This is a genomic window from Actinokineospora lacus (genome assembly GCF_053813445.1).
The window spans coordinates 43,136-66,889 of sequence record NZ_JBQERA010000007.1; the positions used below are offsets into that span (position 1 = coordinate 43,136).

The following is a 23,754-nucleotide window of genomic DNA, read 5'->3' on the forward strand; positions in this document are numbered from 1 at the left end:
CCGGCTCAGCGTTCGAGGTAGGCCAGGACGGCTCGGACCCTGCGGTGCTCCTCGCCGCTGGGTTCGAGCCCCAGCTTCGTGAAGATGTTGCCGATGTGCTTCTCCACCGCGCCGTCGGAGACCACCAGGCCCCGGGCGATGGCCACGTTGGACAGTCCCTGCGCCATCAGGCCGAGCACCTCGCGCTCGCGCGGGGTGAGCGCGTCCACCGGGTTCCTCCGTTTGCGGGCCATGAGCTGCGCGATCACCTCCTGGTCGATGCAGGTGCCGCCACCGGCGACCCGGTGGACGGCGTCGACGAACTCGGCCACGTCGGCGACCCGCTCCTTGAGCAGGTAGCCGACGCCGCCCGCGCCGCCGGCGAGCAGTTCGACGGCGTAGCGCTCCTCGACGTACTGCGAGAGCACCAGGACCGGCAGGCCCGGCACCGCCTCGCGGGCGGCCAGCGCGGCGCGCAGGCCCTCGTCGGTGAACGTCGGCGGCATCCGGACGTCCACGATGGCCAGGTCGGGGCGGTGTTCGAGGACCGCGCCGAGCAGGGAGTCGCCGTCCTCGACCGCGGCGGCGGTCTCGATGCCCTCGTCGGCCAGCAGGCGCAGCACGCCCATCCGCAGCAGCACCGAGTCCTCGGCGATCACCACTCGCACGGCAGGTCCGCCCTGATCACAGTCGGCCCGCCGAACGGGCTCACCACGGTCATCACGCCGTCGATCGTGGCAGCCCGGTCGGCCAGGCCGTACAGTCCCCCTCCCTGGCGCACGGCCGCGCCGCCGACGCCGTCGTCGGTGACCTCCACGACGACGCGGTCGTCGTCGCGCCACGCGCGGACCAGGACGGTGGTGGCCTGGGCGTGCTTGGCGACGTTGGCCAGGGTCTCGCTGACGATGAAGTACGCCGTGCTCTCCACCGCGGCGGGCGGGCGCGGCTGGATGTCCACGTGCACCTCGACCTGCGCCGGGCAGCGCGCCGCCAGCGACGACAGGGCCGCGTCCAGGCCGCGGTCGGCCAGCACCGCCGGGTAGATCCCGCGGGCGAGGTCGCGCAGTTCGGCGACGGCCAGCTTGGCGTCGGCGTGCGCCTCGTCGAGCAGGGCGCGGGCGCCGACGGGGTCGGCGTCGAGCTTGGACTTGGCCCTGCCCAGGCCCATCGCCACCGCGACCAGGCGCTGCTGGGCGCCGTCGTGCAGGTCGCGCTCGATGCGCCTGCGCTCGGCCTCGGCGGCGTCCACCCCGCGGGCCCGGGACGCCTGCAGCCGCTGCGCGCGCGCGGTCAGGTCGGCCGTGCGGTCGTTGCTGAGCATGGCCACCGCCAGCTGCCCCTGCAGCCAGGCGAAGCGCGGCGCCACCCACAGCGCCAGCGGCACCAGCGGGATGCTCACGACGCCGAGGGCGAACCCGAGGATGGCCAGCGGGAAGTTCAGCAGGATGTAGGCCAGGTCGCGCCAGGTGCGCCGGTCGGTGAACAGGACCCGCCACTGGCGCAGCGCGGTGTTCTGCGACGGGCCCAGCACCGCCCGCTTCGGCAGGTCGGGGCACACCAGCCGGGTCCACCACAGGTGGGCGTTGCCGAAGGCCCGCGTGGCCACGACGGTGCCGACGAGCACCAGCACCCCGACCCAGATGATCACGGTGCTCACCCCGATCGCGGCCCCGGCGACGACGACGAGGAAGGTGGCGAGGGCCAGCGGGAAGCCGCCGATCAGGTACAGCAGCGCCTTGGCCGGGTGCGGGTAGCGGCGGGTCATCGCGGGGCCGCCATCGTGTACACCGGGCCCAGCAGGGCGCGGGCGAACCTGGCGTGGACCTGGCCCATCCACCGGGTCACCACCAGGGTGACCGCCAGGACCAGCACCCCCAGGGCGGCGAAGGGCAGCGCCTCCACCGTCGAGTCCACCACGAGCACCGGCCGCTCCCAGTCCCAGAACCGGTAGCTGCCCGTGGGCAGGAACCGGAAGTAGATCGGCAGGAACACCAGCCCCAGCGACGTCGCCCACAGCGACACCATCGCGGTGAACTCGACGATCCCGATGGGCAGCATCATGATGAAGTACGCGAACGACCGCCACGTGCCGCCGTCCTTGAACCGCGCCTTCCACCGCGTCGTCCACTTACCCTCGGCGGGCACCGGCGAGTGCGGGTGGGCGATGTAGGTGTTGAGCAGCGCGTACACCCGCGCCCGCTCCACCTGCGCCCCGCCCCGGCACAGCAGCACCGCCAGGGCCAGGACCGGCAGCCCCACCCACACGACCGCCGTGCTCGCCCCCACCGCGAACAGCGTGGTGAGCGTGACAAACCCCGCGATCCCGACCCCGAGGTTCATCACCAGGTACACCAGCGCCCCGGCCAGCGGTGGTCGCGGGGTGGTGCCGTCGTGGTGGAAGCCCTGGTCAGGGCGGATGGCCGTCGTCATGTGGTCCCCTCCAACGTGATGTGACCAGCATCCCCGGGGCGGGGGCGGCGCTCCATCGGGGAAGCCACCGGGTCGGGGGTGGGGCTGGCCCTACCTCGGTAACCGGGGTGAACCCGCGGCCCGGACGCGATAGACTGTGGCGAGTACCCAACAAGGGGGTGAACGGTTTCGACTCTGGACGTTGAGTCAAGGGAAGCGTGCAGGTGCAGGCGTACGACCACCTTAAGCGTCGAACGCAAACCAATAAGCGCCAAGACTAACAGTCGCGCTGACTACGCCCTCGCTGCCTAAGCGAGTGCGTGTCTGTCGGCCCGGGGGTGCCTCCGCCCCGGTTCGCCGGCATCAGCTAGGAGGCTCACCGCCAGTCCCGGTCACGGGGCCTGAACGGGAAACCCACAGTGACTGGGCCCGTCATACCGACTTGTTCGCGTGATCGGTAGGGCCAAGTAGAGACATAGCGAACTGCGCACGGAGAAGCCTTGATAAAGCGACAGAGGACCCGGGTTCGATTCCCGGCACCTCCACGACCTCGGCCGACGTGTGTCTGCGAAAAGCGCAGACCACGTCGGCCGTCACCGTTCTGGGGGCCGAGCCCCCAGACCCCCACGGTGCGGTATCTCTCGAACCGGCGTGCGGGCCGGGAACGTAAGCATCGTTTGGATCGCCCACGGTGCGGTGAGTCCTGATCCAGCCGTGTCCGGTTTCGTTCACCGTGCCTGTCGCGACGCGACGTGAGTCGACTCTTGCCGCATCGCTGATCAGTGCTGACCGCCATGCTGGTGTGGTGACCGACCGGTGACCCAGGGTTGATGTGTGGTGCGTTCCCGCTCGGTGCGCGTGACCAGGCCCGTGGGCCTGTTGGCTGTAGTGCAGGTCCTCCAGTTCTGTTATCATTCATGTTGAATGGAATGGAGTGGCCATGCCTCGGGTGAAGACGCCTGTCCCGCCAGTACTGGCCCAGCGTGCGGCCGTGCTTCGTGCGCGCCGCGAACTCGGCGAAGTCGACGAGATGCGGTTCGTCGTGGAGGCCGTGGCCCAGGGATTCTCGCAGGATGACATCGCCGAGATCGTCGGTGCGTCCCAGGCCACCATCTCCCGGATCGTCAAGAGGGTCGCCCAAGACCCAAAGGTGCTGAAGCCATCGGTGAAGGAGATCGTCAACCGGGCAACGGCCCAGGAGATCACCCGATCGAAGATGGTCCAAGAGCTGCGCACGCTGAAGATCAGCTACGTCAAGAAGCCCGACTCGGAGTGGATGAACCTGCGCGCTGCTCTGCGCCGGGGCCTCGTATTGAAGGCTGAGGCGGAGGTCGTTGCCGAGGACGCGGCCCGCAAGATCGTGGATCGTGTGACGCACTCGATGAGTCTGGAAGCCCAGCACGTTCCCCAGCCGGCAGTCGACGAGATGGTTCGCGAGGCAACGGCCAAGCTGGTCGCTGAACTCGCGTGAGGCAGAGGGCCCAGCGCGAATGCTCACGACGACGCGAGGACGTGTCGTCGGGCCGTCGACACCTGGGTCGGAGACCTGATGACCCCGAAACCAGATCTGTTCGACCCGCTCGACCAGCCGTATGGCGCGACCCCGGTTGATGAGGAGTCGCGTGGGCAACTGCAGCCCTCGCACCACGGCATCAGGACACTCACCGAGTTGAACGCGCTGGAAGCCGGGAATATCGCTCGGGGATTGCTCTGGTTGCGCCTGGAATCGCCGTCCACGGACGACCTGCTTGATCAGTACGTGCTACGACAGGTGCACCGTCACATGTTTGGCGATGTGTGGACCTGGGCGGGTGCGATTCGTGTCCGGGAAATGTCCATCGGGATCGCGCCGGATCAGGTTCAGGAGCAGTGGAAGATGATCCTCGATGACACGAAGTGGCACGTGGAGAATCGCACGTGGAGCCCGGCGGAGACAGTCCTGCGGGCACATCACCGCACCGTGCAGATCCACCCGTTCGTCAACGGTAATGGGAGGCACGCGCGGCTCATTGCCGACGAACTGGCGGAGTCGCTCGGCCTCGGACCAGACGCGTTCTCCTGGGGCCGTCAGCTTGACGTGGACACAGGTGCCATGCGAGCCGAGTACCTGTCCGCACTGCGTCGGATGGATGAAGACCGCGACGACGCCGGGCCACTCATCGAGTTCGCGCTCGATCCGAGCGTTGTCGACGAGTGGAGTGAATAGACAGGCACATCTTGGCCAACCCTGGAGTTGGAAGAACTCTGTCTCGTGGGCGTTTACTCGCAGGCGGTTCCGTCGCCGTCGCGGTCCAGGTCGTAGATGTCGCTGCCGGTTACTCGGATGGGGCCGCTGGCGTAGGCGGGGCCGTTGCCGCTGCCGCCCGCGCAGTCGACGTCGCTGGCGATGGGGACGCAGCCGGAGTAGTTGGGGTCGCACTTGGGCTGGGGGGCCGGGGCGGGCTTGGGTTGGGTTGTTGTTGGGCGGGGGCGGGGCTTGGCCGTCGTCGCGGGGGCGGGGGCTGGCGGGGGTTGCGGGCGGCGGGTGGTGGTGACCGGGGGCTTCGTCGTGGTGACCGGCGCTTTGGTGGTGGTTGTTGTTGTCGTCGTTGTTGTGGCGGTGGTGGTGGGCTGGACCGTGGTGGTGGGGAGGGTGGTTGCCGTGGTTGTCACGGCGAAGTCGACGGGGGCTGCGGTGGGGACGTCGTCTCCGCCGGAGGCGATGGCCATGACCAGGCCGATGCCGATGACGGCGGCCGCGGCGATGCCGATGGGCTTGGCGGAGGACTTCCTGGGTGCCGCTGGGCCGGGGTGTGGTGCGACCGGGACCAGGTGGGGTCTGGTGTGGACGGCCGGGGGGAAGATCACCGGGAGTGGGTCGGTGTGGCGGGGCAGGTGCAGGCGCAGTTCCAGGCCGCGTTTGCCCTCCTCGACGGTCGCCTCGCAGCCCGGCCTGGCGTGCTGGGCGGTGACGGCCTCGACGAACCGGGCGTAGCGCTGGGACGTGGCGTGGGTCAGCTCACCGACGCGCCTGCCGTCCAGGCGGACCTCGATGCCGCGCCTGCCCTGGTACTTCCCGGCGGCGATGGCACACCACCGCAGTTCCACCGCGACCCGTCTGGACTGGCCGGATGCGACTTGGTAACGAGACAGGGCGGGCTGGTGGTGTTCCTCGCGGGTCACGGTCACCGTGACGGCGGGGTCCAGCATGAACAGGCCAGCCGAGGAGTTCTCAACCATGACCACTCATCGGGGAATCGCCCCCGCCGTTACTACTGGGCCAAATGGGCGAGGCCCGCCCGGGTGTACCCGGGCGGGCCTCGGAACCGACGCGACTACAGGTCGCGGCACTGCCCGGCGGCGGGGCCGCGGACGGTGTTGGGACGGGTTTCGTTGACCGGCGCCGGGGTGTTCTCCGAGCAGGCCAGCGGACCGCTGATGGTGTTCGCGGCCACCACGACCGGCTCGGCACCCGCGTTGCGCTTCAGCGAAACCGGGCCGGAGACGGTCGCGGTGTCCAGGCGGACACCGGCGGTGTTGCCCGAGAGCGACACCGGACCGGCGATGGTGGCGTCCTCGATCGTCACCGCGCCGCTCGCGGCGCTGACCGAGACGCTGCCCGCGACGCGGGTGCCGGTCAGGCTGAACAGCGCGGGCTGGGTCGCCGCGACCGGACCGGCGATGGCGCCGCCGGTGGCCAGCAGCGACGCGCCCGCGCGGACCACGACCGGGCCGTTGACGGTGGCGTCCTGCAGGCAGGTCAGCCCGGAGGACACGACCAGCGGGCCGTTGTGGCGCCCGGTGATCGTCTTGGTGCAGACCGGGCCGGGGACGCCGACGCTCGAGCGGGGCTCGGTGTCGGGGCTGACCGGGGAGTTCTCGGCGAAGTAGTCGACCAGCATCGTGAGGTCGTTGTCGCCGGTCGTCACCCGGTTGGCGCCCCCGCCCAGGGTGGTGAAGTTGTCACCGCCCGAGGCCAGGAACGAGTTCACCGTGACCCGGTAGGTCGCCGCGGGGTTGATCGGCGCGCCGTTGAGCCACATGCCGGTGATGCGCGAGCCCTGGGCGTTCTCCGGCACGTACATGTACCGGAAGCCCTCGGACACGCCCAGCCACAGCACCGGACGGGACGCGCCCGCGGGCTGCCACTGCTCCTCCAGCACCTTCTTGATCTCCGCGCCGGTGTAGGACTTCGTCACCACGTCGTTGGCGAAGGGCTGGACCGCGAACGCCTCGGAGTAGGTGACCACGCCGTCCGGGGCGTGGACCAGGTCGGCGCGCAGGCCGCCCGGGTTCATGAACGCGATCTGCGCGCCGCCGCGGCCCTGCTCGGCGGTGCCCGCGAGCTGGACGTCGGCGATGAGGTTGCCCAGCGCCGACTCCTTGCCGCGGTCCTCGCCGCCGGTGGGCGTGTACGCCCTGCGGATGTCGGCGGTGATCGAGCCCAGCGGCTGCTTGCCCAGTTCCTCGGCGTTGGCCTTGGCCCGCGCCACCAGCTCGGCGATTGCCGGGTCGAGCGGCGCGCCGACGACGTCGACCAGGGCGGCGTCGGCGTCCAGGACGGCCTTGGACGCCGGGTCGATGGTCAGCGTGACCTTGCCGATCTTCTTGCCGTAGTCCTCGGCCTGCACGACCGGGCGGACCTTGTCGGTGCCCGCCACCGGCGCCGTGAAGGCGTACGGCTGGTGGGTGTGCCCGCTGAGGATCACGTCGACGTTGGCGCCCATCCGCATGAACTTGCCGAAGACGGGGTCGGCGGCCAGTTCCTCGGGCGAGTCGATGCTCTCGGTCGGGGCGCCCTCGTGGGCGAGGACGACGACCACGTCGGCCTCGCCGTTGGCCTCGTCGCCGTCGCGCAGCTGGGCGGCCACCGCCTCGGCCTCGGCCACCGGGTCGCGGAAGGTGATGCCCGCGATGCCGTCCGGGCTGACCAGGGACGCGGTCTGCTCGGTGACGACCCCGACCAGGCCCACCCTGACCCCGCCGACGGTCTGCACGTCGTAGGCGTCGAGGGCCCGGGTGTCACCCCGGTACACGTTCGCCCCGAGGTGCGGGAACTGAGCGCGCGGGACGACCCGGTCCTGCAGGTCGGCCATGCCCTTGTCGAACTCGTGGTTGCCGACCGCGGTGGCGTCCAGACCCATCAGGTTGAGCGCGTCGATCGTCGGGTTGTCCTGGTCGATCGCCGAGATGAACGTGGACGCGCCGATGTTGTCGCCCGCGGAGAGGAACAGCGTGTTCGGGTTCTCCGCGCGCAGCTGGTTGACCAGCCCGCCGAGCTGGGCGGCGCCGCCGATGGCCTGGCCGCCCGCGTTCTTGCCCGGGGACTCCAACCGGCCGTGGAAGTCGTTGATGTTCAACAACTGCAGCTCGATCGGGCCCTGCGGCCCGGTCTCCAGGCCGATGACCATCGGGTTGTGGTCGCTGGCCCGGAACGCGTCGGGCGCGTAGAAGGCGGGCAGCCCGTCGTACTGGAAGGCGTAGGACTCGTTGCTGTTGGACTCCCAGATGTCCACGCCGGTCACCCGGCTCGCCAGCGACGGCGAGGCCAGCGCGTGGTCGAGCGAGCCGGACTCACCGCCGAAGACGTAGCTGGACTTGCCGGTGTCGTTGAGGTCGGCGAAGTCCGCCCCGTAGAAGACCTGCATGGGGTCTTCCTGGGTGTAGGCGTTGAAGTCGCCCATCAGCAGCACGTTGTCGCTGCCGCTGTCGGCCTTGAGCTGGTCGACGAAGGCCACCAGCGCGGTCGCCTGCCGGACCCGGTCGCCGTTGTAGGCGCCCTGGCCGGTGTCGACGTTGTCGCCGGTCGCGCCGCCCGCGCTCTTGGACTTGAAGTGGTTGTCCACCACGGTGAACGTCAGCGAGCCCGAGGTGAAGGTCTGCGCGATCGGCTCCCGCGCGTTGAACCACACCGACTCGTCGTTGACCGAGCGCGGCTCGCCCCGCGGGGTCACCGCGGCGGGCTTGAAGATGATCGCCGTGGTGATGAAGTCCTGCTGCGCGGCGGCGGGCATCCCCGCGGGCACGCGCACGTAGTCCCAGGTGCCCGCGCCCTCGGCCGCGTTCAGCGCGCCGACGAGGCGCTGCAGCGCCTGCTGCGGCTGCGCGGCGTCGAAGCGCACGGAGTTCTCGATCTCCTGGAGCGCCACGACCTCGGCGCCCAAGGCGGTGATCGCCGAGACGATCTTGGCCTCCTGGCGGCCGAGCGCGACCTCGTCGGTCGCGCCGCGGGCCTCGCCGCCGAAGTGGACGAAGTAGTTCAGCACGTTGAAGCTGGCGACCTGGATGTCGCCGCCGACCTCGGCCGGACCGGGGGTCCTCGGGTTGGCCGACTTGAAGGTGGTGCGCCCGATCGCCGGGGTCTCGGCGGTCACCCGGGTGGCGGGCTGCAGGCGCCACTCGTCGAAGCCGTAGGAGAGCACGCTCGGGCCGAACGCCTCCACCTCGTCACCCACGCGCAGCGGCGCGTCCGGGTAGACGTACGGCGGCAGGGCGCCCGCGTTGGCCAGGTTCGCGCTGGAGCCGTCGTCGACGAGGATGCGGGCGAGCTTGTTGGCCGCGGCCAGCGCCTGCGCCTCGGGGGTGCCGTGGCGGTGCAGGTCGGTCGGGATGCGGGCCGGGTCGGAGCCCGCGGTGAGCACGACCTCGCCGAAGCGGTTGGTGTTGTAGACCTCGGCGACGGTGAACGCGCCGACCGGCGCGACCAGCATCGACTCGGCCGACTCCCGCGCCGCCGCGTCCAGCGGCAGGCTCAGCGCCACCGGGCTCGGCAGCGGCGCGCCGTGGGCGCAGACCTGCGTGGTGGCCTTGGTGGTGGAGGTGATCTGGGTGAGCCCGAAGTACTCGCTGACCGCGCCGCGCACCCGCACCCGGTCGCCGATGGAGACGGCGGGGTGGTTGGCGGGGTTGCTGGTCAGGAAGACGAAGACGCCGTCGGAGGGGGTGCCCGCGGCCGGGGCGCGGTCGCCGGAGCCCTCGGTCTGCACGTAGACGCCGTTGTAGCCGCCGCTGCGGTGGTCGGCGGTCACGACGCCCTCGACGGTCACGGTGGAACCGACCAGCGGGGAGGCGGCGCCGCTGCCCTGGACCTCGGCGATGGTGCGGTCGACCGGGAGGTCGCAGCCCACCGGGTCGGGGTCAGGGTCGGGGTCGCCGCCGGTGTTGCGCGCGCCGAAGGTGTGCGGGGCCGAGGCCTGCCACGTGCCGTCGACCTTCTGCAGCGAGGTGCCGACCGCGGTGGCCGAGCCCTCGGCGACGCCGATGTCGGTGCCCGCGATGCCGTTGGCGGGCCCGCCGACGGCGGTGAGGGCGCCCTCGTAGGTCAGGAACTCCGCGACCGACCCGTCGGGGCGCACCAGCGCGACGCCGTCGGGGGAGCCGTTCTGCAGGCCGTCGGTGGGATAGGTGGCCACCACCACGCCCGCGGCGGGCACGGTCCCGCTCAGCGCGCGCGTGTTGTAGGCGGCGCCGCCGTTGCCGTTGTAAAGGACGATCTGCCAGCCGGAGAGGTCGAAGCCCTCGGGGGCCTCGATCTCCAGGGCCTCGCCGGTGTCCGTTCCTGCGTTGTCGTAGTGGATCTCACTGATAGCGGGTGCGGTGGTCTCGGCTAACGCCGGTACGACCCCGGCCGCCGCGGCGGCGGCCGTGATGGCTACCGCCGCGACGATCCTTCTGCGCTTGCGCATCGAGCATGCCTCCAACGGGCGGACGAAAATCTGCCGCAGCCTAGGCGGCGATGGTGACTTTGATAAAGCCGACAGGTGTACCAACCGTGCGCAACGCGGAATTGTGATCGGGACGCGATCTTCGCCCGAACGGTGGAAACGCCTGGTCCTGATCTCCACCGTATGTGCATTTCGCGGAATCGGGGAGGTGAGCGGTACCCATCCGGCTGATGTTGCCGATTGTTGTGATCGGGTCGCTGCTGGTGGCTTCACCCCGCGCGGTCGAGGACCGGGGGTTACTTTCGTCAGTGTCGGGCCGTCGCGTCGGCTTGTAGCGTCGGGCCCGTGCGGGTGTGGGGCAAGCGGGCGGGCGATGTGGCCCTGGGCGTGGTGTTGGCCTGGCTGTACGGGGCCGAGGCGCTGGCGAATCTCCAGGGCGACATGGTGCTGCACTGGTCCGCGCTGCCGTTCGTCGCGTTGTTGCTGGTCATCGGGGTCATCGCCCGGCGGTGGCCGCTCGCGGCGATGACCGCGACCGCCGCGGGCATCGCGGCGCTGGGCCTCGGCGGGGTCGTGGCCACCTCCTACCTGGTGGCGACCATGACCACGGCCTTCCTCGTCGGGCGGCGGCTGGGCGCCGTGCGTCCCGCGGTGCTGGTCTTCCTCGGGTTCGCCCTGGCCGGGTTGGTCTACTCCCTCGGGGCCGCGGTCGTCGACGGCAGGCTCGACCACCAGCTCATGCAGTGGTTCTGGGCGGTGCTCGCGCTGGTGTTCCTGCAGGTGTTCCCGTGGTTCGGCGGCCGGTTCCTGCGCCAGCGCGCCGAGCTGGTGGCCGCGGGCTGGCAGCGGGCCGAGCAGCTCGAGCGCGAGCAGCGCATCGTCGCCGAGCGGGAACGGCTGCGCGAGCGCGCCCGCATCGCCGAGGACATGCACGACTCCCTCGGCCACGAGCTGACCCTGATCGCCCTGCGCGCCGCGGGCCTGGAGGTGACCGGCGACCTCGACGAGCGGCACCGCCGCGCCGCCGGGGAGCTGCGGGAACTGGCGGGCGCGGCCACCGAGCGCCTGCGCGACATCATCGGCGTCCTGCGCGAGGAGGACGCCGTCGCGCCGACCACGCCGGGGCGCGACTCGGTGGCCGACCTGGTGCGCCGCGCCGCCGCGTCCGGGATGGCGGTGACGCTGGAGGGGGAGGTGCCCGAGGCGGTGGAGCGCCCGGCGTACCGGGTGGTCCAGGAGGCGCTGACCAACGCCGCCAAGCACGCGCCCGGCGCCGCGGTTTCGGTGCGAATTACCACCCGCGCGGGGGAGTCGGCGGTGACCGTCCGGAACGCCGCCCCCGCCACCGCGCCCGAGCCCGCCGTGGGCAGCGGGACCGGGCTCATCGGCCTGCGCGAGCGCGCCCGCCTGGCGGGCGGCACCCTCGACGCGGGACCGGACGGCGACGGGTTCGCCGTCACCGCCCGCCTGCCGCACGACGGCGTGCCCGCGGCCACCGCCGCCGACCACTACGCCGCCGCCCGCCGCGACTCCCGGCGCAGCCTGGTCGCCGCCGTCCTCGTGCCCGCCGCGCTCGCCGCGGGCCTCATCGTGATCATGCTCGGCTTCTACGCCTTCTCCGTGGCCAATTCTGTGCTCGACCCGGCCCGCTTCGACGCCCTGCGGGTCGGCCAGCCCAAGACCGAGGTGGAGGCCGTGCTGCCCGACATGGAGATGATGGACGCGCCGCGGCTGCCCAACCCGCCGGGCGCGGGCTGCCGCTACTACCGCGGCAACGGCGCCCTGTTCGACTTCCGCGTGCCGGTGTACCGCCTGTGCCTCGACGAGTCCCACCTGGTGGCCAAGGACGTCGTCCCGAAGGAGCGAGCCGGGTGATCCGCGTGCTGCTGGCCGACGACGAGGCCCTGGTGCGCGCGGGCGTGCGGGCCGTGCTGGCCGCCGACGCCGGTGTCGAGATCGTCGCCGAGGCCGCCGACGGGCACGAGGCCGTCGCGCTGGCCCAGGCGCACCGGCCCGACGTCGCGCTGCTCGACATCCGCATGCCCCGGCTCGACGGCCTCGCCGCCGCCGCGGAGATCCGCAGGACGGCGCCCGCGACCGGCGTGGTCATGCTGACCACCTTCGCCGAGGACGCCTACATCGCCCGCGCGCTCGGCGACGGCGCGAGCGGCTTCCTGCTCAAGTCCGGCGACCCGCGCGAACTGCTCGCCGGTGTGCGCGCGGTCGCCGACGGCGCGGCGTTCCTCTCGCCCAGGGTGGCCTCGCGGGTCATCGCCGAGCTGGCCGACGGGCCATCGGGCCTGCTGGGGCGCAGGGCCCGCGCCCGGGAGCGGGTGGCCGGGCTGACCGGGCGCGAGCGGGAGGTGCTGGCCCTGGTCGGGGCCGGGCTGCCCAACGCCGAGATCGGCAGCCGCCTGCACCTGGTCGAGGGCACGGTGAAGGCCCACGTGAGCACCATCCTGAACAGGCTGGCGGTCCGCAACCGGGTGCAGGCGGCGATCGTCGCGCACGAGGCGGGTCTGGTCCAGGACACGGCATAACCGTGCCCCACACCGGAAGCACGCCCGAGGCCGTGTTTCAGGTGCGGAGCACGGCATGGCCGCGCCAGTCCGCCCGCTGGCGGCACGGGTCGGATGACAACACCGGTATCAGGACGATCCGTTCACACCGCCGGAGCCGGACCTCCCGCGCACCACGCCTGAAGGACGGCCTAAGCGTCCCGCCTGCGCAGCACGGCGATGCCCACGGCCACCGCCGCGATCGCCCACCCGGCGAGCACCGCCGCGCCGCGTCCGGTGTGGACGCCCTCCATGAAGTCGATGGCCGCGATGCCGGGCACGTAGTGGGAGATGTCGCGCAGCAGCGGCGTTCCGGTGGCCTGCAGGAGGACGGGCAGCACCATCAGCAGGACGAACAGCGCCAGCAGGGTGCCCGCGATGTGGCGCAGCGCGGTCGCCAGCCCGACGGCCAGCACGCCGATCAGGGCGAGGTAGGCCCCGATGGCCAGCACGGTCCGGACCGCGTCGCCGGTGCTGTACGGGGCGCCGTGCTCGGCCAGGGTGACCTCGGCCAGCCAGATCGCCGGGGCGGCCAGTGCGACGCCGGTGAGGAACAGGGTCACCGCGACCACCACGGCCTTGGCCGCGGGGACCCGCCAGCGGACCGGGACCGATTGCAGGGTCGGCAGGATGCCGCGGTGGGCGTACTCGCTGGTGACGGCCAGCGCGGCCAGCGCGGCGGCGGCGAACTGCACGAGGTAGACCACCGCCTCCACCGGCAGCTGGACGGCCGGGGTCGGCGTGAGGTCCGGGCGACTCTCCGCGTGGTGGCCGTGGATGGCGATGCCGTTGGCGCCGACCATGAGCGCCATCAGCCCGGCGGCGGCGATGAGGCACCAGGCCGTCGCGCGCACCGACCACAGCTTCGTCCACTCCGCGCTGATCACGCCCATCATCGGGACACCCCGTACTCCACGCTGTCGTTGGTCAGCTCCAGGTACGCCTGTTCAAGTGAGGCGCGCTCAGTATTGAGGCCGTGGACGCGGACGCCCCGGTCGAAGGCGATGTCGCCCACCCGCTCGGCGGGCAGCCCGGTCACCGCCAGCTCGTGCGGCCCCGGCTGGTGCACCCGGGCTCCCGCGCGCGCCAAGGCGTCGTGCAGGCCGCCGGGGTCGGGCGTGCGCACCCGGACCACCGCGCCCGAGCGGGCGATCACCTCGGCCATCGACGCGTCGGCGAGCAGCCTGCCCCGGCCGATCACCAGCAGCCGGTCGGCGATCAGCTCCAGCTCGCTCATCAGGTGGCTGGAGACGAAGACCGTGCGGCCCTCGTCGGCCAGCCCGCGCAGCAGGCCGCGAATCCAGCGCACGCCGTCGACGTCGAGCCCGTTGACCGGTTCGTCGAGGACCAGCACCGCGGGGTCGCCGATCAGCGCCGCGGCGATGCCGAGCCGCTGCGCCATGCCGAGGGAGAACGTGCCCGCGCGCCGGTCGGCGACGTCGGTCAGCCCGACGGTGGCCAGGACGCGCTCGGCGCTGCCCGCGGGGAGCCCGTTGGTGCGGGCGAGGGCCCGCAGGTGGGCGCGGGCCGAGCGGCCCGGGTGCAGCGCGCGGGCGTCGAGCAGGGCGCCGACTATGCGCAGCGGGTGGCGGAGGCGGTCGTAGCGCGAGCCGGTCACCGTCGCCGTGCCGCTGGTGGGCTCGTCCAGCCCGAGGACCATCCGCATGGTGGTGGACTTGCCCGCGCCGTTGGGGCCGAGGAAGCCGGTCACCAGTCCGGAGTGGACGGTGCAGTCCAGGCCGTCGACGGCGACGGCGTGCTTGTAGCGCTTGGTCAGGTTCCGCAGTTCGATCACACTGGCCGACGCTAGGCGCGGCGGTGGGGCGGATTCCCCTGCCGGAGGGCAGCGCCCGCCCCTGACGAAAGTCGCTGCTTCCTGGCGAACTCGCGCACCACCAGCACCAGCACGAGCAGGTCGAAGGCGGCCAGCACGAGCAGCGCGAACGACCCGGTGCGCACGGCGCGGGCGCACTCGAAGACGATGAAGGCGCTCATGGCCACCATCGCCAGCGGGAACGCGGCGGCCCTGCCCCTGAGCATGGCGACGGCGAGGACGAGCTTGACCAGGCCGTGGGCGAGCAGGTACCCGATCACGAAGATCCGCGTGCCGCCCTCGGCGAAGTGGTGGGCCGCCCTGGCCACGTGGTGGGCGAGGGCCCCGTCGACGTCGCCGATCAGGTCCCTGGTCAGCACCGCGTTGGCCACGCCGGTGATCACCGCGGGCGAGACGATCGCGAGCAGCAGCGCGCCGAGGACCTGGGCGACGCCGTCAGCGCCTTTGAGGACGACCACCAGCCTGAAGAACACGGCTGCCAGCATGCCGCGATTCGATCTCCGTGTCTGCGGCGTTATGGGCGTAGTTCGAGTACCTGTCCGGGCCAGTCGTCGACGGTGAAGGTCTCGGTGGGGGTGAAGCCCTGCCTGACGTAGTAGTCGACCAAGCGGCCGTTGTTGCCTGCCCAGCAGTCGACTCGAAGCAGGCCGACACCCGCCTGACGGGTGCGCTCCTTGGCGAAGTCCAGCAGCTTCTGCCCGACCTGTCGCCCGGCGTAGCGGCGCGAGGTGACCAGGAGCTGGACGTAGTTCTCCGGCTCGGCCGCGGGCGGAATCCACATCTGCGTCGGGCCGCCGAGCACCAGCGCGCCCGCCGGGGCGCCGTCGACCTCGGCGATCCACAGCCAGGACCGGCTCAGCGCGGTGATCCGGTCCACCCGCTTGGGCTGCGCGGACCACGGTTCCGTGCCCCACTGGCCGCTCTGCCCGCGCTCGACCATCCACGCGACGGCCTCGTCGAGGAACGCGAGGACGGTGCCCGCGTCGGCCTGGCTGCCTGGCCTGATGTTCACGTTGGACGCCTCCGCTGGGTCGTGTGCCGGGTCGGGTCGGCTGTGGTCGGGTCCTCCGGCCAGCGGTGGCGCGGGTAGCGGCCGCGGAGTTCGGCGCGGACCTGGCGGTAGCCGGAGGTCCAGAACCCGGCCAGGTCGCCGGTCACCGCGGCGGGCCTGCCCGCGGGGGAGAGCAGGTGCAGGACCACCGGGACGCGGCCGTCGACCACCGCGGGGCTGCGCGTCCACCCGAAGACCTCCTGCACCTTGACGGGCAGGGCGGGCGGGTCGGCGGTGTAGTCGACGCGGATGCGCGAGCCGGAGGGCACGGTGATCCGCTCGGGCGCCAGCTCGTCCAGCCGGGACGCCGCGGGCCAGGGCAGCAGCGACCGCAGCGCGTCGGTCATGTCGAGGGCGCGCAGGGCCGCGGCGTTGCGCGCGCGGGCGGCCCAGGTCGGGGCGCAGGCGAGGAGGGCGTCGTCGTCCACGGCGGGCCAGGGGTCGCCGAGGGTCCGGCGCAGCAGGGCCAGGCGGGCGCGCAGGGCGGTGGCGTGGTCGCTGAAGCGCACCAGGCCCAGCCCGTGGCGGGCCAGGCCCTCCAGCACGGCCGCCTGGACGGCGGCGGCGGGCGGGCTGGGCCACGGCCGCTCGCGCAGCACGATCGCGCCCAGCTTCCGCAGCCGCCTGGCCACCACGTCGCCGTCGGCCCAGCGGACCTCGTCGGTCTCGGTGAGCAGCGCGGGGGCCGCGCGGACCGCGGTCTCCTCATCGATCCGGGCGGCCAGGCGGACCCGGCCCGCGCCGCCGGTCCAGTCGGCGACCGCCACGGCCAGCCACTCCGGGTCGCCGAGGCCGCTGTCGGCGGGCAGCTCCACCGCGGTCCCGCCCGCCATCAGGTACGCCCGCGACCCCGGCCCGCGCCTGCGCGCCAGGCGCTCGGGGAAGGCCAGCGCCGTCACCAGCCCGGGGTCGGGGGCGGCGTCGCGGTTGGCGAGCGCGGAGAGCCGCTTGGCCTCCTTGCGCCAGCGCTGCGTCGCCGGGATGCCGTTGCGCAGGGCACGCAGCGAGGTGTCGAGGTCAGGGCTGGTGGCGAGGGTGTCGTCGTCCAGGACGGCGACCACCTCCGCCGCGCGCGGGCCGTCGAGCAGGGCCCTGGCCAGGCGCGGGTGCAGGCCGAGGCGGGACATGTCCCGGCCGCGGGCGGTGACGGCGCCGTCGTCGAGGGCGCCCAGGGCGGTGAGGGTGGCGCGGGCGGCGGCGAGCGGGCCCGGCGGCGGGGCGTCCCACCAGCGCAGGGCCGCGCCGTCCGGGGTGCCCCAGCAGGCCAGTTCCAGCGCGAGGCGGGTCAGGTCGGCGGTGCGGATCTCCGGCTCGGGGTAGCGGGGGAGGGTGGCCTGCTCGTGCTCGGGCCAGCAGCGGTACACCCGGCCGGGCGCCTCCCGCCCCGCCCGTCCCGCGCGCTGGTCGGCCACCGCCGCGCTCACCCGCACGGTGACCAGCCCGGAGAGGCCGCGGCGGTGGTCCACCCTGGGCGTGCGGGCCTGCCCGGCGTCGACCACCGAGCGCACGCCGGGCACCGTCAGGCTGGACTCGGCCACCGCGGTCGCCAGCACGACGCGGCGGCGGGGTCCGGGTCGCAGGGCGGCGTCCTGGTCGGTGGCGGCGAGGCGGCCGTGCAGGACCACGACGTCGGCGTCGACGCGCAGCGCGGCGGACACCCGGCGGATCTCCGCGGCGCCGGGCAGGAACACCAGCACGTCACCGTCGCCTTCGGACAGTGCTTTGTGGATCGCCCTGAGCGTGACGGCATCCGGGCGTTCCCCGCGAACCGGGGTGAGGTAGGTGGTGGTCACCGGGTACGCGGTGCCCTCGACGCGGATCACCGGGGCGTCATCGAGCAGGGCTGCCAACCGGTCGGCGGCAACGGTGGCGCTGGTGGCCAGCACCTTCAGGTCCGGGCGCAGGCCGTCGCGGGCGTCGAGGAGCAGGGCGAGCAGCAGGTCGGCGTCGAGGTGGCGCTCGTGGCACTCGTCGAGCAGCACGGTGTCCACACCGGACAGCTCGGGGTCGGACTGGAGTCGGCGCACCAGCAGGCCCGAGGTCACCACCTCGATGCGGGTGTCCTTCGACACGCGCCGGTCGCCGCGCACCGCGTAGCCCACGCTCGCGCCCACCGGCTCACCCGCCAGCGCTGCCATCCGCGCCGCAGCGGCCCGCGCGGCGACCCGGCGGGGTTCGGCGACCACGACCCGGCCGGGCAGCGCGGGCGGCACCAGGGTGGTCTTGCCGGTGCCGGGTGGGGCCACGAGCACCGCCGTGCCGTGCGCGGCCAGCGCGGCGGTGATCCGCGGCAGGGCGGCGCGCACGGGCAGCTCGGACATGCTCCCAGCCTCTCAGGTCGCGTTCAGGCGCTGCGGGTAGCCTCGCCGCGAGCGGAGGGAGCCACGTGGGCGGCGCGGAGCGGAATCGACGCAAGCGGCAGCAGGCGCAGCGGTTGGCGCCGCCGCCTGCGGTCAAGCAGACCCGGGCGCCCGTGGACCGCAGGCGCATCGTGATCATCGCCGCCGTCGTGCTCGCCGCCGCCGCGATCATCGCGGGCTTCGTCTACGGCAACAGCCAGAAGAACGCCACCGAGGACGCCGCCATCACCGTGCAGCGCGTCGACCTGGCCGTGCCGGTCAGCCGGGACGGCGCGGTGGTCGAGGTCGGCAAGCCCGACGCCCGCGTCACCGTGGACGTCTACGAGGACTTCCTCTGCCCTGCCTGCCGCGCCTTCGAGGAGAAGCACGGCCCGGAGATCGAGCGCGCCATCGCCTCGGGCGAGCTGAAGGTGCGCTACCACCTCATCAACCTCCTCCACGACCTGTCCGACCCCGCCGGCTACTCCACCGACGCCGCCAACGCCGCCCTGCTGGCCGCCGACGCGGGCCAGTTCCCGTCGTTCCACAAGAGCCTCTTCGGCGACCAGCCCGCCGAGAACGCCCGCGGCTGGTCCCGCGACCAACTGGTCGACCTGGGCACGGCCCTGGGCATCACCAGCACCACCTTCCCCGCCGACGTCCGCGCGGGCACCCTGGGCGACACCATCAGCGCCGAGTACGAACGCGCCCGCACCACCGACCCCCTCCTCCGCGACCGCGACGGCCAGCGCGTCTTCGCCACCCCCACCGTCGCAGGCAACGGCACCCTCATCGACACCGCCGACCCGGCCTGGCTGACCACCCTCCTCAAGTAAGGCCGCCCGGCCCCTCCATCCCCTGCCAACGCACCGCGCTCTCCGCGCGTGCACCCCGACGCTGGCAAACGGCGGTGTTCTCATCAACCCGCCGTACTCGTGCCTGGCTGACCCCGCTGCTCAGGTGAGGCCGGGCAGCGGCGCGGGGCCCTCTGTCCACCGGATGACGCGCTGGGCCTTGCCCACCTCGGTGCGCGGCACGGTCCCGGCGGGCAGGACCCGAACGTCCACCCCGACCCCGAGGCGTTCCCGCAGCGCCCGGGTGAGTTCCTGGGCGAGGCCGTCCTCGTCGATGGCGGTGTCCACCGGCTCGACGGCCACCCGCAGCTCCGCCCGCGCGGTGCGCCGGTCGTCGACGATCAGGTAGTGCGGGCTGACCCGGGCGTCGGCCAGCACCACGGCCTCCACCTCGGTCGGGTAGACGTTGACCCCGCGCACGATGAGCATGTCGTCGGTGCGCCCCACCAGCTTCGACATCCGCCGCAGCGTCCGGGCGGAGCCCTCGGCGGGTCCGGCGAGGGTGGCCACGTCGCCGGTCCGATAGCGCAGCAGGGGCATCCCGGTCTTGGTCAGCGTGGTGAAGACCAGCTCACCCGGGGTGCCGTCGGGCACCGGGTTGCCGTCGGCGTCGACGCACTCGGGGTAGAAGTGGTCCTCGGCGATGGTGAGCATCCCGCCGGAGTCGGCGGACTCGCAGGCCACGCCAGGGCCGATGACCTCGGAGAGCCCGTAGATGTCGTACGCCCTGATGCCCAGCAGCCGCTCGATGGTGGCCTTGAGCTCGGTGGTCCACGGCTCGGCCCCGTGCACGCCCACCGTGAAGGTCGGCTCCACCCCCGCCCGCGCGCACGCCTCACCTAGGTGCACGGCGAAGGAGGGCGTGCAGGTCAGCACGTCCGGCCGCAGGTCCCGGATCAACCGCACCTGCCGGTCGGTCATCCCACCCGAGAGCGGCACCACCGTCGCCCCCAGCCTGATCGCCCCGTGGTGCACCCCCAGACCCCCCGTGAACAACCCGTACCCATACGCGTTGTGCACGACACTGCGCCGCGTCGCCCCGGCCCCACCCAGCGCCCGCGCCATCACCTCACCCCAGATCTCCAGGTCACGAGCGGTGTACGGCACCAACGTCGGCCGCCCCCCGGTCCCGGACGACCCGTGGACGCACACCACCTCGTCCTCATCCACCGCCCGCAACCCATACGGGTAGTGCTCCCAAAGATCGCGCTTGCGCACCATCGGCAACCGCCCGATGAGGTCCAGCGACACGTCACCCCCACCCCGAACCCCGCAGTCCCGCAACCTCGCCGCCTGCACCCCACCAGCCGCCAGCAGCCGATCCACCAACCCCCTCAACCGCCCCTCCTGCCCCTCCCTCCGCCGCTCCGGCGCCATCCCCTCAACCTCGGGCTCCACCATCTCCGCACTCGCTATGGTCACGGTCACTTGGTCTAGCACCCGCCCCCTGCCCAGGGAACCCCCCGACCCCCCGATTTCCACCCCCCGAACCCAGTCGTGTAGCGTATGCGCAGCACGCCAGGAACCTACTGGCGAAGCTGACACGGGGCTGTGGCGCAGCTGGTAGCGCATCACACTGGCAGTGTGAGGGTCAGGGGTTCGAGTCCCCTCAGCTCCACAAGTGAATAATATTCAGATCGCCCATCTTGCCTGCACTAACAGGCTCGGTGGGCGATCTTGTTTATGTGTCCTGTTTGGACAGTGGTGCACCGAACTGGAGCAAAACTGGAGCGGTGCCTGGAATGGCGCGAAATAGGGTCACGGGCTGCTCCAGGATCGGTAGCCCGACTGGGTGGTGTTGGACTACCCGGTAACGCGGCACCCGCGCCATCGCCGAGTCCGCCCAGAACGCTCGGGTCAACCCTTCCATCGTGCGGGACTGGTTCGGCGTCCGCTCCAGCATCACCTGCCTGAACGCCCGCTAGGACAACGCCCCCCCTGGCCGAACTCGGCGCTCTGGCCGGCGAGTGATCGAGGGCATGATCGAATGGCAGAACCAGCCACTCGACCCGGTCTATCCGGTGATCTTCATCGACGCGATCCACGTCAAGATCTGTGAAGGTCAGGTGGCCAACCGGCCGATCTACGTCGCGCTCGCGGTGATTTGCGATGGTCGTCGCGACATCCTCGGGTTGTAGGCCGGCGACGGCGGTGAGGGCGCCAAGTACTGGTTGCACGTGCTCACCGAGCTCAAGAACCGCGGCATCGACGACGTGCTCATGGTCGTCTGCGACGGGCTGATCGGACTGCCACGCGATCGCCACGGTCTGGCCGCAGACGATTATCCAGACCTGCGTGGTCTACCTGCTGCGCAACAGCTTCCGCTACGCGGGCCGCCAGCACTGGGCCGCGATCGCAAGGCGCTCAAGCCGGTGTACACCGCCTCGACGGAGGCCGCCGCCGAGAGTGGTTCGCCGAGTTCACCGAGGCATGGGGCACCCGGTATCCGGCGATCGTGCGGTTGTGGCTCAATGCCTGGGCCGAGTTCGTGCCGTTCCTGGCGTTCGACCCGGAGATCCGGCGGGTGATCTGCTCGACCAACGCGATCGAGAGCGTCAACGCCCGCATCCGCCGCGCCATCAAAGCCAGCGGTCACTTCCCCAACGAACGAGCCGCGCTCAAGTGCGTCTACACGGCCATCATGAGCCTGGACCCCACCGGCACCGGCCGCAAACGCTGGACCATGCGCTGGAACCCGAGCCATGCGCACCGCCACCTGGCGCACCCTCGTCCGCCAAGCACGATCATCCGTCCTCGCCAACGCATTCGCCATCACACCCGACACCGCCCTGCGCCACGCCAACTCGCCGGAGCCGACTGGACCGCCTACGTGGCACGCCCGAGCCCAAGACAACTGATCACAGCCGAACACGCGGCTCTACCGGTTCTCGGCGTCGCCTTGGGCCTCGTCCTCCGACACGAACCCCGCCACCTCTGCGGGCACGCTGTGCTTGAAGCACGCACCATGAAAGTTCGTCCACGGTGACGGCGTCGTGCGGTCTACGTAGCGGGTACTCGGCAAGGTGGCCCCGTCGAACCTGGCGTCATGGGTGAAGGTGGCCTCGGCGAACCAGGCGTCGCCGGTGAAGGTGGCCTGGACGAACCAAGCTTCGCGGGTGAAAGTGGCTTGGACGAACCAGGTGTCGCGGGTGAAGGTGGCCTGGACGAACCAGGCGTTGCCAGTGAAGGTGGCCTCGGTGAACCAGGCGTTGCCGGTGAAGGCGGTCTTGGTGAACCTGGCGTTGCCGGTGAAGGTGGCCTCGTCGAACCTGGTGGTGCCGATGAAGGTGGCCCTGTCGAATTCGGCGGTGCGGACGGTGCAGTTGGTGAGGGTGAAGTTGATCAGGGTGGCGCCGGTGAGGTCGAGATCGATGTTTTCCCAGAACGTCTCGACCGGGTTGTCGGGACCGGGTCGGAGGTGGTGGGTGAGGATGCGTTGGGCGGTGAGGCGGACCTCGCGTTCCTGCGTGCCGTCGCGATGCTCGGCGGTGAGCTCTTTGCGGAGGTCGGGGTCGGTGACGGCGTCGGTCTCGGGTGGGTCGCCGGGCAGGGTGTAGGGCATGCGCAGATAGGCGCACAGCACGTTGACGATGGTCTGACGCTGCTCGACGTGGTCCTGGGCCAGGCGCTCCAAGGCGTAGAGCCCGCCCAGGCGCACCGGGGCTTTATCGGAGCCGAGCTGCTCGACGGCCTTGGTGTAGAGCTCGGTGATCCGCCGGGCCTCGGCGTCGCGCTGGGTTGCCTCGGCGGTCTCTCTCTGCAGGTCGTAGGCGCGGGCGACGTCGGCTTGGTCCTGTTGCTTCTGGGCCAGTCCGATTTCGGTGGAGTGCTGGCGCCGCCACGCCAGGTAGAGGGCGAACAGGCCGCCGCCGCCGAGGCCGATGCTCAGCCCGGTGCGCAGCGCGTCGAACCGGGCGGTTACCAACTTCTCGCCGTCCAGTCCGCTGGTCCCGGCCCACCACAACACCACGACCAAGGCCAGCGTCGCGGTGGCAATGCCCGCGGCCACCCAGGCGATCACCTTCTTCGACAGCGGCGCCATCGGCGGATCAGGCCGCGGCGGCTGCGGTACCGGAGAACTCGTCACCCACTGATCATCTCCACAACCGCCGCCCCGTTGCTCTGAACCCCCGATACGTCGAACTCATCACGCACGGATACGCGGTTCTACCGGTTCTGCGGGTCGCTTCCGGTTTCGTCCTCCGGCGCTGTCACGAACCGTGTGACCTTTGCGGGCACACTCAGCTCGAATCGCGCGCCGATGAAGTTCGTCCATGGGGACGGCGGCGTCTTGGTGCCGATGTACCGGGTGGGTGGCAAGGTGGTTCCGCGGAATCCGGCGTGGCCGGTGAAGGTGGTCCTGCTGAACTCGGCGTGGCCGGTGAAGGTGGCCTCGTTGAACGAGACGTGGCCGGTGAAGACGGTCTTGTGGAACCTGGCGTGACCGGTGAAGGTGACCCCGTGGAACCCGGCGGTGCCGGTGAAGGTGACTCCGTGGAAGCCTGCGGTGCCGGTGAAGGTGGTCTCGTGGAACGAGGCGTTGTTGGTGAATGTGGCCCCGCTGAACCCGGCGGTGCCGATGAATGTGGCCTTGTCGAACCTGGTGGTGCGGATGGTGCAGTTGGCGAGGTCGAGGTCGATGAGGGTGGCGCCGGTGAGGTCGAGGTCGATCTCCTTCCAGAAGGTGTCCTGCGGATCTTCGGGGTCGTTTCCGGGGTGGAGGTGGGTGGCGAGGATGCGTTGGGCGGTGAGGCGGGCTTCGCGCTCTTGGGCGCGTTTGCGGTAGGTGCCGATGAGCTTGTCGTCCGTGTCGTCGACGGGCATGTCGCTGGGCAGTGTGTAGGGCATGCGCAGGTAGGCGCAGAGCACGTTGACGATGGTCTGGCGCTGTTCGGGGTGGTCTTGGGCGAGGCGTTCCAGGGCGTAGAGCCCGCCGAGGCGCACCGGGGCTTTGTCGGAGCCGAGTTGTTCGACGGCTTTGGTGTAGAGGTCGGTGATCCGCCGGGCCTCGGCGTCGCGTTGGGTGGCCTCGGCGGTCGCATGTTGTAGCTCGTAGGCGCGGGCGACGTCGGCCTGGTCCTGTTGCT

Annotated in this window: 18 protein-coding genes, 1 tRNA gene, 1 other RNA gene and 1 pseudogene; 8 read left to right on the forward strand and 13 right to left on the reverse strand. The window is 71.7% G+C overall.

Translation table 11 applies throughout. The annotated features are described in order from the left end of the window. Positions 1 to 5 precede the first annotated feature (5 nt). The 3 genes from ACTG9Q_RS18645 to ACTG9Q_RS18655 are packed head-to-tail and all read right to left on the reverse strand — an operon-like array spanning position 6 to position 2,409. On the reverse strand, positions 6 to 647 hold the full coding sequence (locus ACTG9Q_RS18645) for a response regulator transcription factor (protein ID WP_455574087.1): 642 nt from the start codon (positions 645 to 647) through the stop codon (positions 6 to 8). Then, positions 635 to 1,744 (reverse strand): sensor histidine kinase, encoded by a 1,110-nt coding sequence (locus ACTG9Q_RS18650; protein WP_455574088.1) that lies wholly within the window; start codon positions 1,742 to 1,744, stop codon positions 635 to 637. Before ACTG9Q_RS18650 ends, ACTG9Q_RS18645 begins: the two co-directional genes overlap by 13 nt. Next, positions 1,741 to 2,409 (reverse strand): sensor domain-containing protein, encoded by a 669-nt coding sequence (locus ACTG9Q_RS18655; protein ID WP_455574089.1) that lies wholly within the window; start codon positions 2,407 to 2,409, stop codon positions 1,741 to 1,743. The genes ACTG9Q_RS18650 and ACTG9Q_RS18655 overlap by 4 nt, the downstream gene beginning before the upstream one ends. A gap of 154 nt (positions 2,410 to 2,563) precedes the next feature. Between ACTG9Q_RS18655 and ssrA the strand changes: the two genes are divergently transcribed. The 3 genes from ssrA (at position 2,564) to ACTG9Q_RS18670 (ending at position 4,594) form a co-directional block, all read left to right on the forward strand. Further along, positions 2,564 to 2,936: a transfer-messenger RNA gene (ssrA, locus tag ACTG9Q_RS18660) on the forward strand. Positions 2,937 to 3,328: 392 nt separating this feature from the next. Next, a complete protein-coding gene (locus tag ACTG9Q_RS18665) occupies positions 3,329 to 3,859 on the forward strand; it encodes a hypothetical protein (protein ID WP_455574090.1) in 531 nt (176 codons plus the stop codon). A gap of 78 nt (positions 3,860 to 3,937) precedes the next feature. Then, entirely contained in the window at positions 3,938 to 4,594 is a 657-nt protein-coding gene (locus ACTG9Q_RS18670) for a mobile mystery protein B (protein ID WP_455574091.1), read from the forward strand. A 53-nt stretch (positions 4,595 to 4,647) separates the two neighbouring features. Here ACTG9Q_RS18670 and ACTG9Q_RS18675 read toward each other — a convergent pair whose 3' ends face one another. Further along, on the reverse strand, positions 4,648 to 5,607 hold the full coding sequence (locus ACTG9Q_RS18675; protein ID WP_455574092.1) for a hypothetical protein: 960 nt from the start codon (positions 5,605 to 5,607) through the stop codon (positions 4,648 to 4,650). 95 nt (positions 5,608 to 5,702) lie between these two features. Then, positions 5,703 to 10,052 carry an ExeM/NucH family extracellular endonuclease gene (locus ACTG9Q_RS18680; RefSeq protein WP_455574093.1) on the reverse strand — a complete coding sequence of 1,450 codons (4,350 nt, stop codon included), beginning with the start codon at positions 10,050 to 10,052 and terminating at the stop codon, positions 5,703 to 5,705. Positions 10,053 to 10,376: 324 nt separating this feature from the next. On the opposite strand from ACTG9Q_RS18680, the gene ACTG9Q_RS18685 reads away from it, so the two are divergent. Both ACTG9Q_RS18685 and ACTG9Q_RS18690 read left to right on the forward strand, forming a co-directional pair. Then, the gene (locus ACTG9Q_RS18685; protein WP_455574094.1) at positions 10,377 to 11,906 is read left to right on the forward strand and encodes a histidine kinase; all 1,530 of its coding nucleotides are present in this window, start codon (positions 10,377 to 10,379) and stop codon (positions 11,904 to 11,906) included. Further along, entirely contained in the window at positions 11,903 to 12,571 is a 669-nt protein-coding gene (locus tag ACTG9Q_RS18690; RefSeq protein WP_455574095.1) for a response regulator, read from the forward strand. Before ACTG9Q_RS18685 ends, ACTG9Q_RS18690 begins: the two co-directional genes overlap by 4 nt. A gap of 170 nt (positions 12,572 to 12,741) precedes the next feature. Here the strand turns inward: ACTG9Q_RS18690 and ACTG9Q_RS18695 are convergent, their stop codons facing one another. Genes ACTG9Q_RS18695 through hrpB form a run of 5 tightly spaced genes read right to left on the reverse strand, consistent with a single transcriptional unit; the run spans position 12,742 to position 17,795 of the window. Beyond that, positions 12,742 to 13,485, reverse strand: coding sequence for an ABC transporter permease (locus tag ACTG9Q_RS18695; RefSeq protein WP_455574096.1), 744 nt, complete (start codon positions 13,483 to 13,485; stop codon positions 12,742 to 12,744). Then, on the reverse strand, positions 13,482 to 14,384 hold the full coding sequence (locus ACTG9Q_RS18700) for an ABC transporter ATP-binding protein (RefSeq protein WP_455574097.1): 903 nt from the start codon (positions 14,382 to 14,384) through the stop codon (positions 13,482 to 13,484). Before ACTG9Q_RS18700 ends, ACTG9Q_RS18695 begins: the two co-directional genes overlap by 4 nt. 11 nt (positions 14,385 to 14,395) lie before the next feature. After that, a complete protein-coding gene (locus tag ACTG9Q_RS18705) occupies positions 14,396 to 14,896 on the reverse strand; it encodes a DUF2127 domain-containing protein (protein ID WP_455574098.1) in 501 nt (166 codons plus the stop codon). A 41-nt stretch (positions 14,897 to 14,937) separates the two neighbouring features. Next, positions 14,938 to 15,435, reverse strand: a complete 498-nt coding sequence (locus tag ACTG9Q_RS18710; protein ID WP_455574099.1) for a GNAT family N-acetyltransferase — start codon at positions 15,433 to 15,435, stop codon at positions 14,938 to 14,940. After that, positions 15,432 to 17,795, reverse strand: coding sequence for an ATP-dependent helicase HrpB (gene hrpB, locus ACTG9Q_RS18715; protein WP_455574100.1), 2,364 nt, complete (start codon positions 17,793 to 17,795; stop codon positions 15,432 to 15,434). The genes ACTG9Q_RS18710 and hrpB overlap by 4 nt, the downstream gene beginning before the upstream one ends. Positions 17,796 to 17,860: 65 nt before the next feature. On the opposite strand from hrpB, the gene ACTG9Q_RS18720 reads away from it, so the two are divergent. Beyond that, a complete protein-coding gene (locus ACTG9Q_RS18720; protein ID WP_455574101.1) occupies positions 17,861 to 18,649 on the forward strand; it encodes a DsbA family protein in 789 nt (262 codons plus the stop codon). Positions 18,650 to 18,769: 120 nt separating this feature from the next. Here the strand turns inward: ACTG9Q_RS18720 and ACTG9Q_RS18725 are convergent, their stop codons facing one another. After that, entirely contained in the window at positions 18,770 to 20,005 is a 1,236-nt protein-coding gene (locus ACTG9Q_RS18725; protein WP_455574102.1) for a phenylacetate--CoA ligase family protein, read from the reverse strand. A 207-nt stretch (positions 20,006 to 20,212) separates the two neighbouring features. Between ACTG9Q_RS18725 and ACTG9Q_RS18730 the strand changes: the two genes are divergently transcribed. Then, positions 20,213 to 20,285, forward strand: a tRNA-Ala gene (locus ACTG9Q_RS18730). 346 nt (positions 20,286 to 20,631) lie between these two features. After that, positions 20,632 to 21,368 (forward strand): annotated as a pseudogene (locus tag ACTG9Q_RS18735) (IS256 family transposase); the annotation flags it as partial. Between the two features lie 177 nt (positions 21,369 to 21,545). On the opposite strand, the gene ACTG9Q_RS18740 reads toward ACTG9Q_RS18735, so the two are convergent. Both ACTG9Q_RS18740 and ACTG9Q_RS18745 read right to left on the reverse strand, forming a co-directional pair. Further along, the gene (locus ACTG9Q_RS18740; RefSeq protein ID WP_455574103.1) at positions 21,546 to 22,709 is read right to left on the reverse strand and encodes a pentapeptide repeat-containing protein; all 1,164 of its coding nucleotides are present in this window, start codon (positions 22,707 to 22,709) and stop codon (positions 21,546 to 21,548) included. Positions 22,710 to 22,834: 125 nt separating this feature from the next. Continuing rightward, positions 22,835 to 23,611: a pentapeptide repeat-containing protein gene (locus tag ACTG9Q_RS18745; protein WP_455574104.1), complete on the reverse strand. Its 777-nt coding sequence runs from the start codon at positions 23,609 to 23,611 to the stop codon at positions 22,835 to 22,837. Positions 23,612 to 23,754 lie beyond the last annotated feature (143 nt).

What these genes read in the sequence shown, in the direction of transcription:
- ACTG9Q_RS18650 (WP_455574088.1), bottom strand. Translation starts at nt 1,744, where the DNA reads ATGACCCGCCGCTACCCGCACCCGGCCAAGGCGCTGCTGTACCTGATC.
- ACTG9Q_RS18655 (WP_455574089.1), bottom strand. Translation starts at nt 2,409, where the DNA reads ATGACGACGGCCATCCGCCCTGACCAGGGCTTCCACCACGACGGCACC.
- ACTG9Q_RS18665 (WP_455574090.1), top strand. Translation starts at nt 3,329, where the DNA reads ATGCCTCGGGTGAAGACGCCTGTCCCGCCAGTACTGGCCCAGCGTGCG.
- ACTG9Q_RS18670 (WP_455574091.1), top strand. Translation starts at nt 3,938, where the DNA reads ATGACCCCGAAACCAGATCTGTTCGACCCGCTCGACCAGCCGTATGGC.
- ACTG9Q_RS18675 (WP_455574092.1), bottom strand. Translation starts at nt 5,607, where the DNA reads ATGGTTGAGAACTCCTCGGCTGGCCTGTTCATGCTGGACCCCGCCGTC.
- ACTG9Q_RS18680 (WP_455574093.1), bottom strand. Translation starts at nt 10,052, where the DNA reads ATGCGCAAGCGCAGAAGGATCGTCGCGGCGGTAGCCATCACGGCCGCC.
- ACTG9Q_RS18695 (WP_455574096.1), bottom strand. Translation starts at nt 13,485, where the DNA reads ATGATGGGCGTGATCAGCGCGGAGTGGACGAAGCTGTGGTCGGTGCGC.
- hrpB (WP_455574100.1), bottom strand. Translation starts at nt 17,795, where the DNA reads ATGTCCGAGCTGCCCGTGCGCGCCGCCCTGCCGCGGATCACCGCCGCG.
- ACTG9Q_RS18740 (WP_455574103.1), bottom strand. Translation starts at nt 22,709, where the DNA reads ATGGCGCCGCTGTCGAAGAAGGTGATCGCCTGGGTGGCCGCGGGCATT.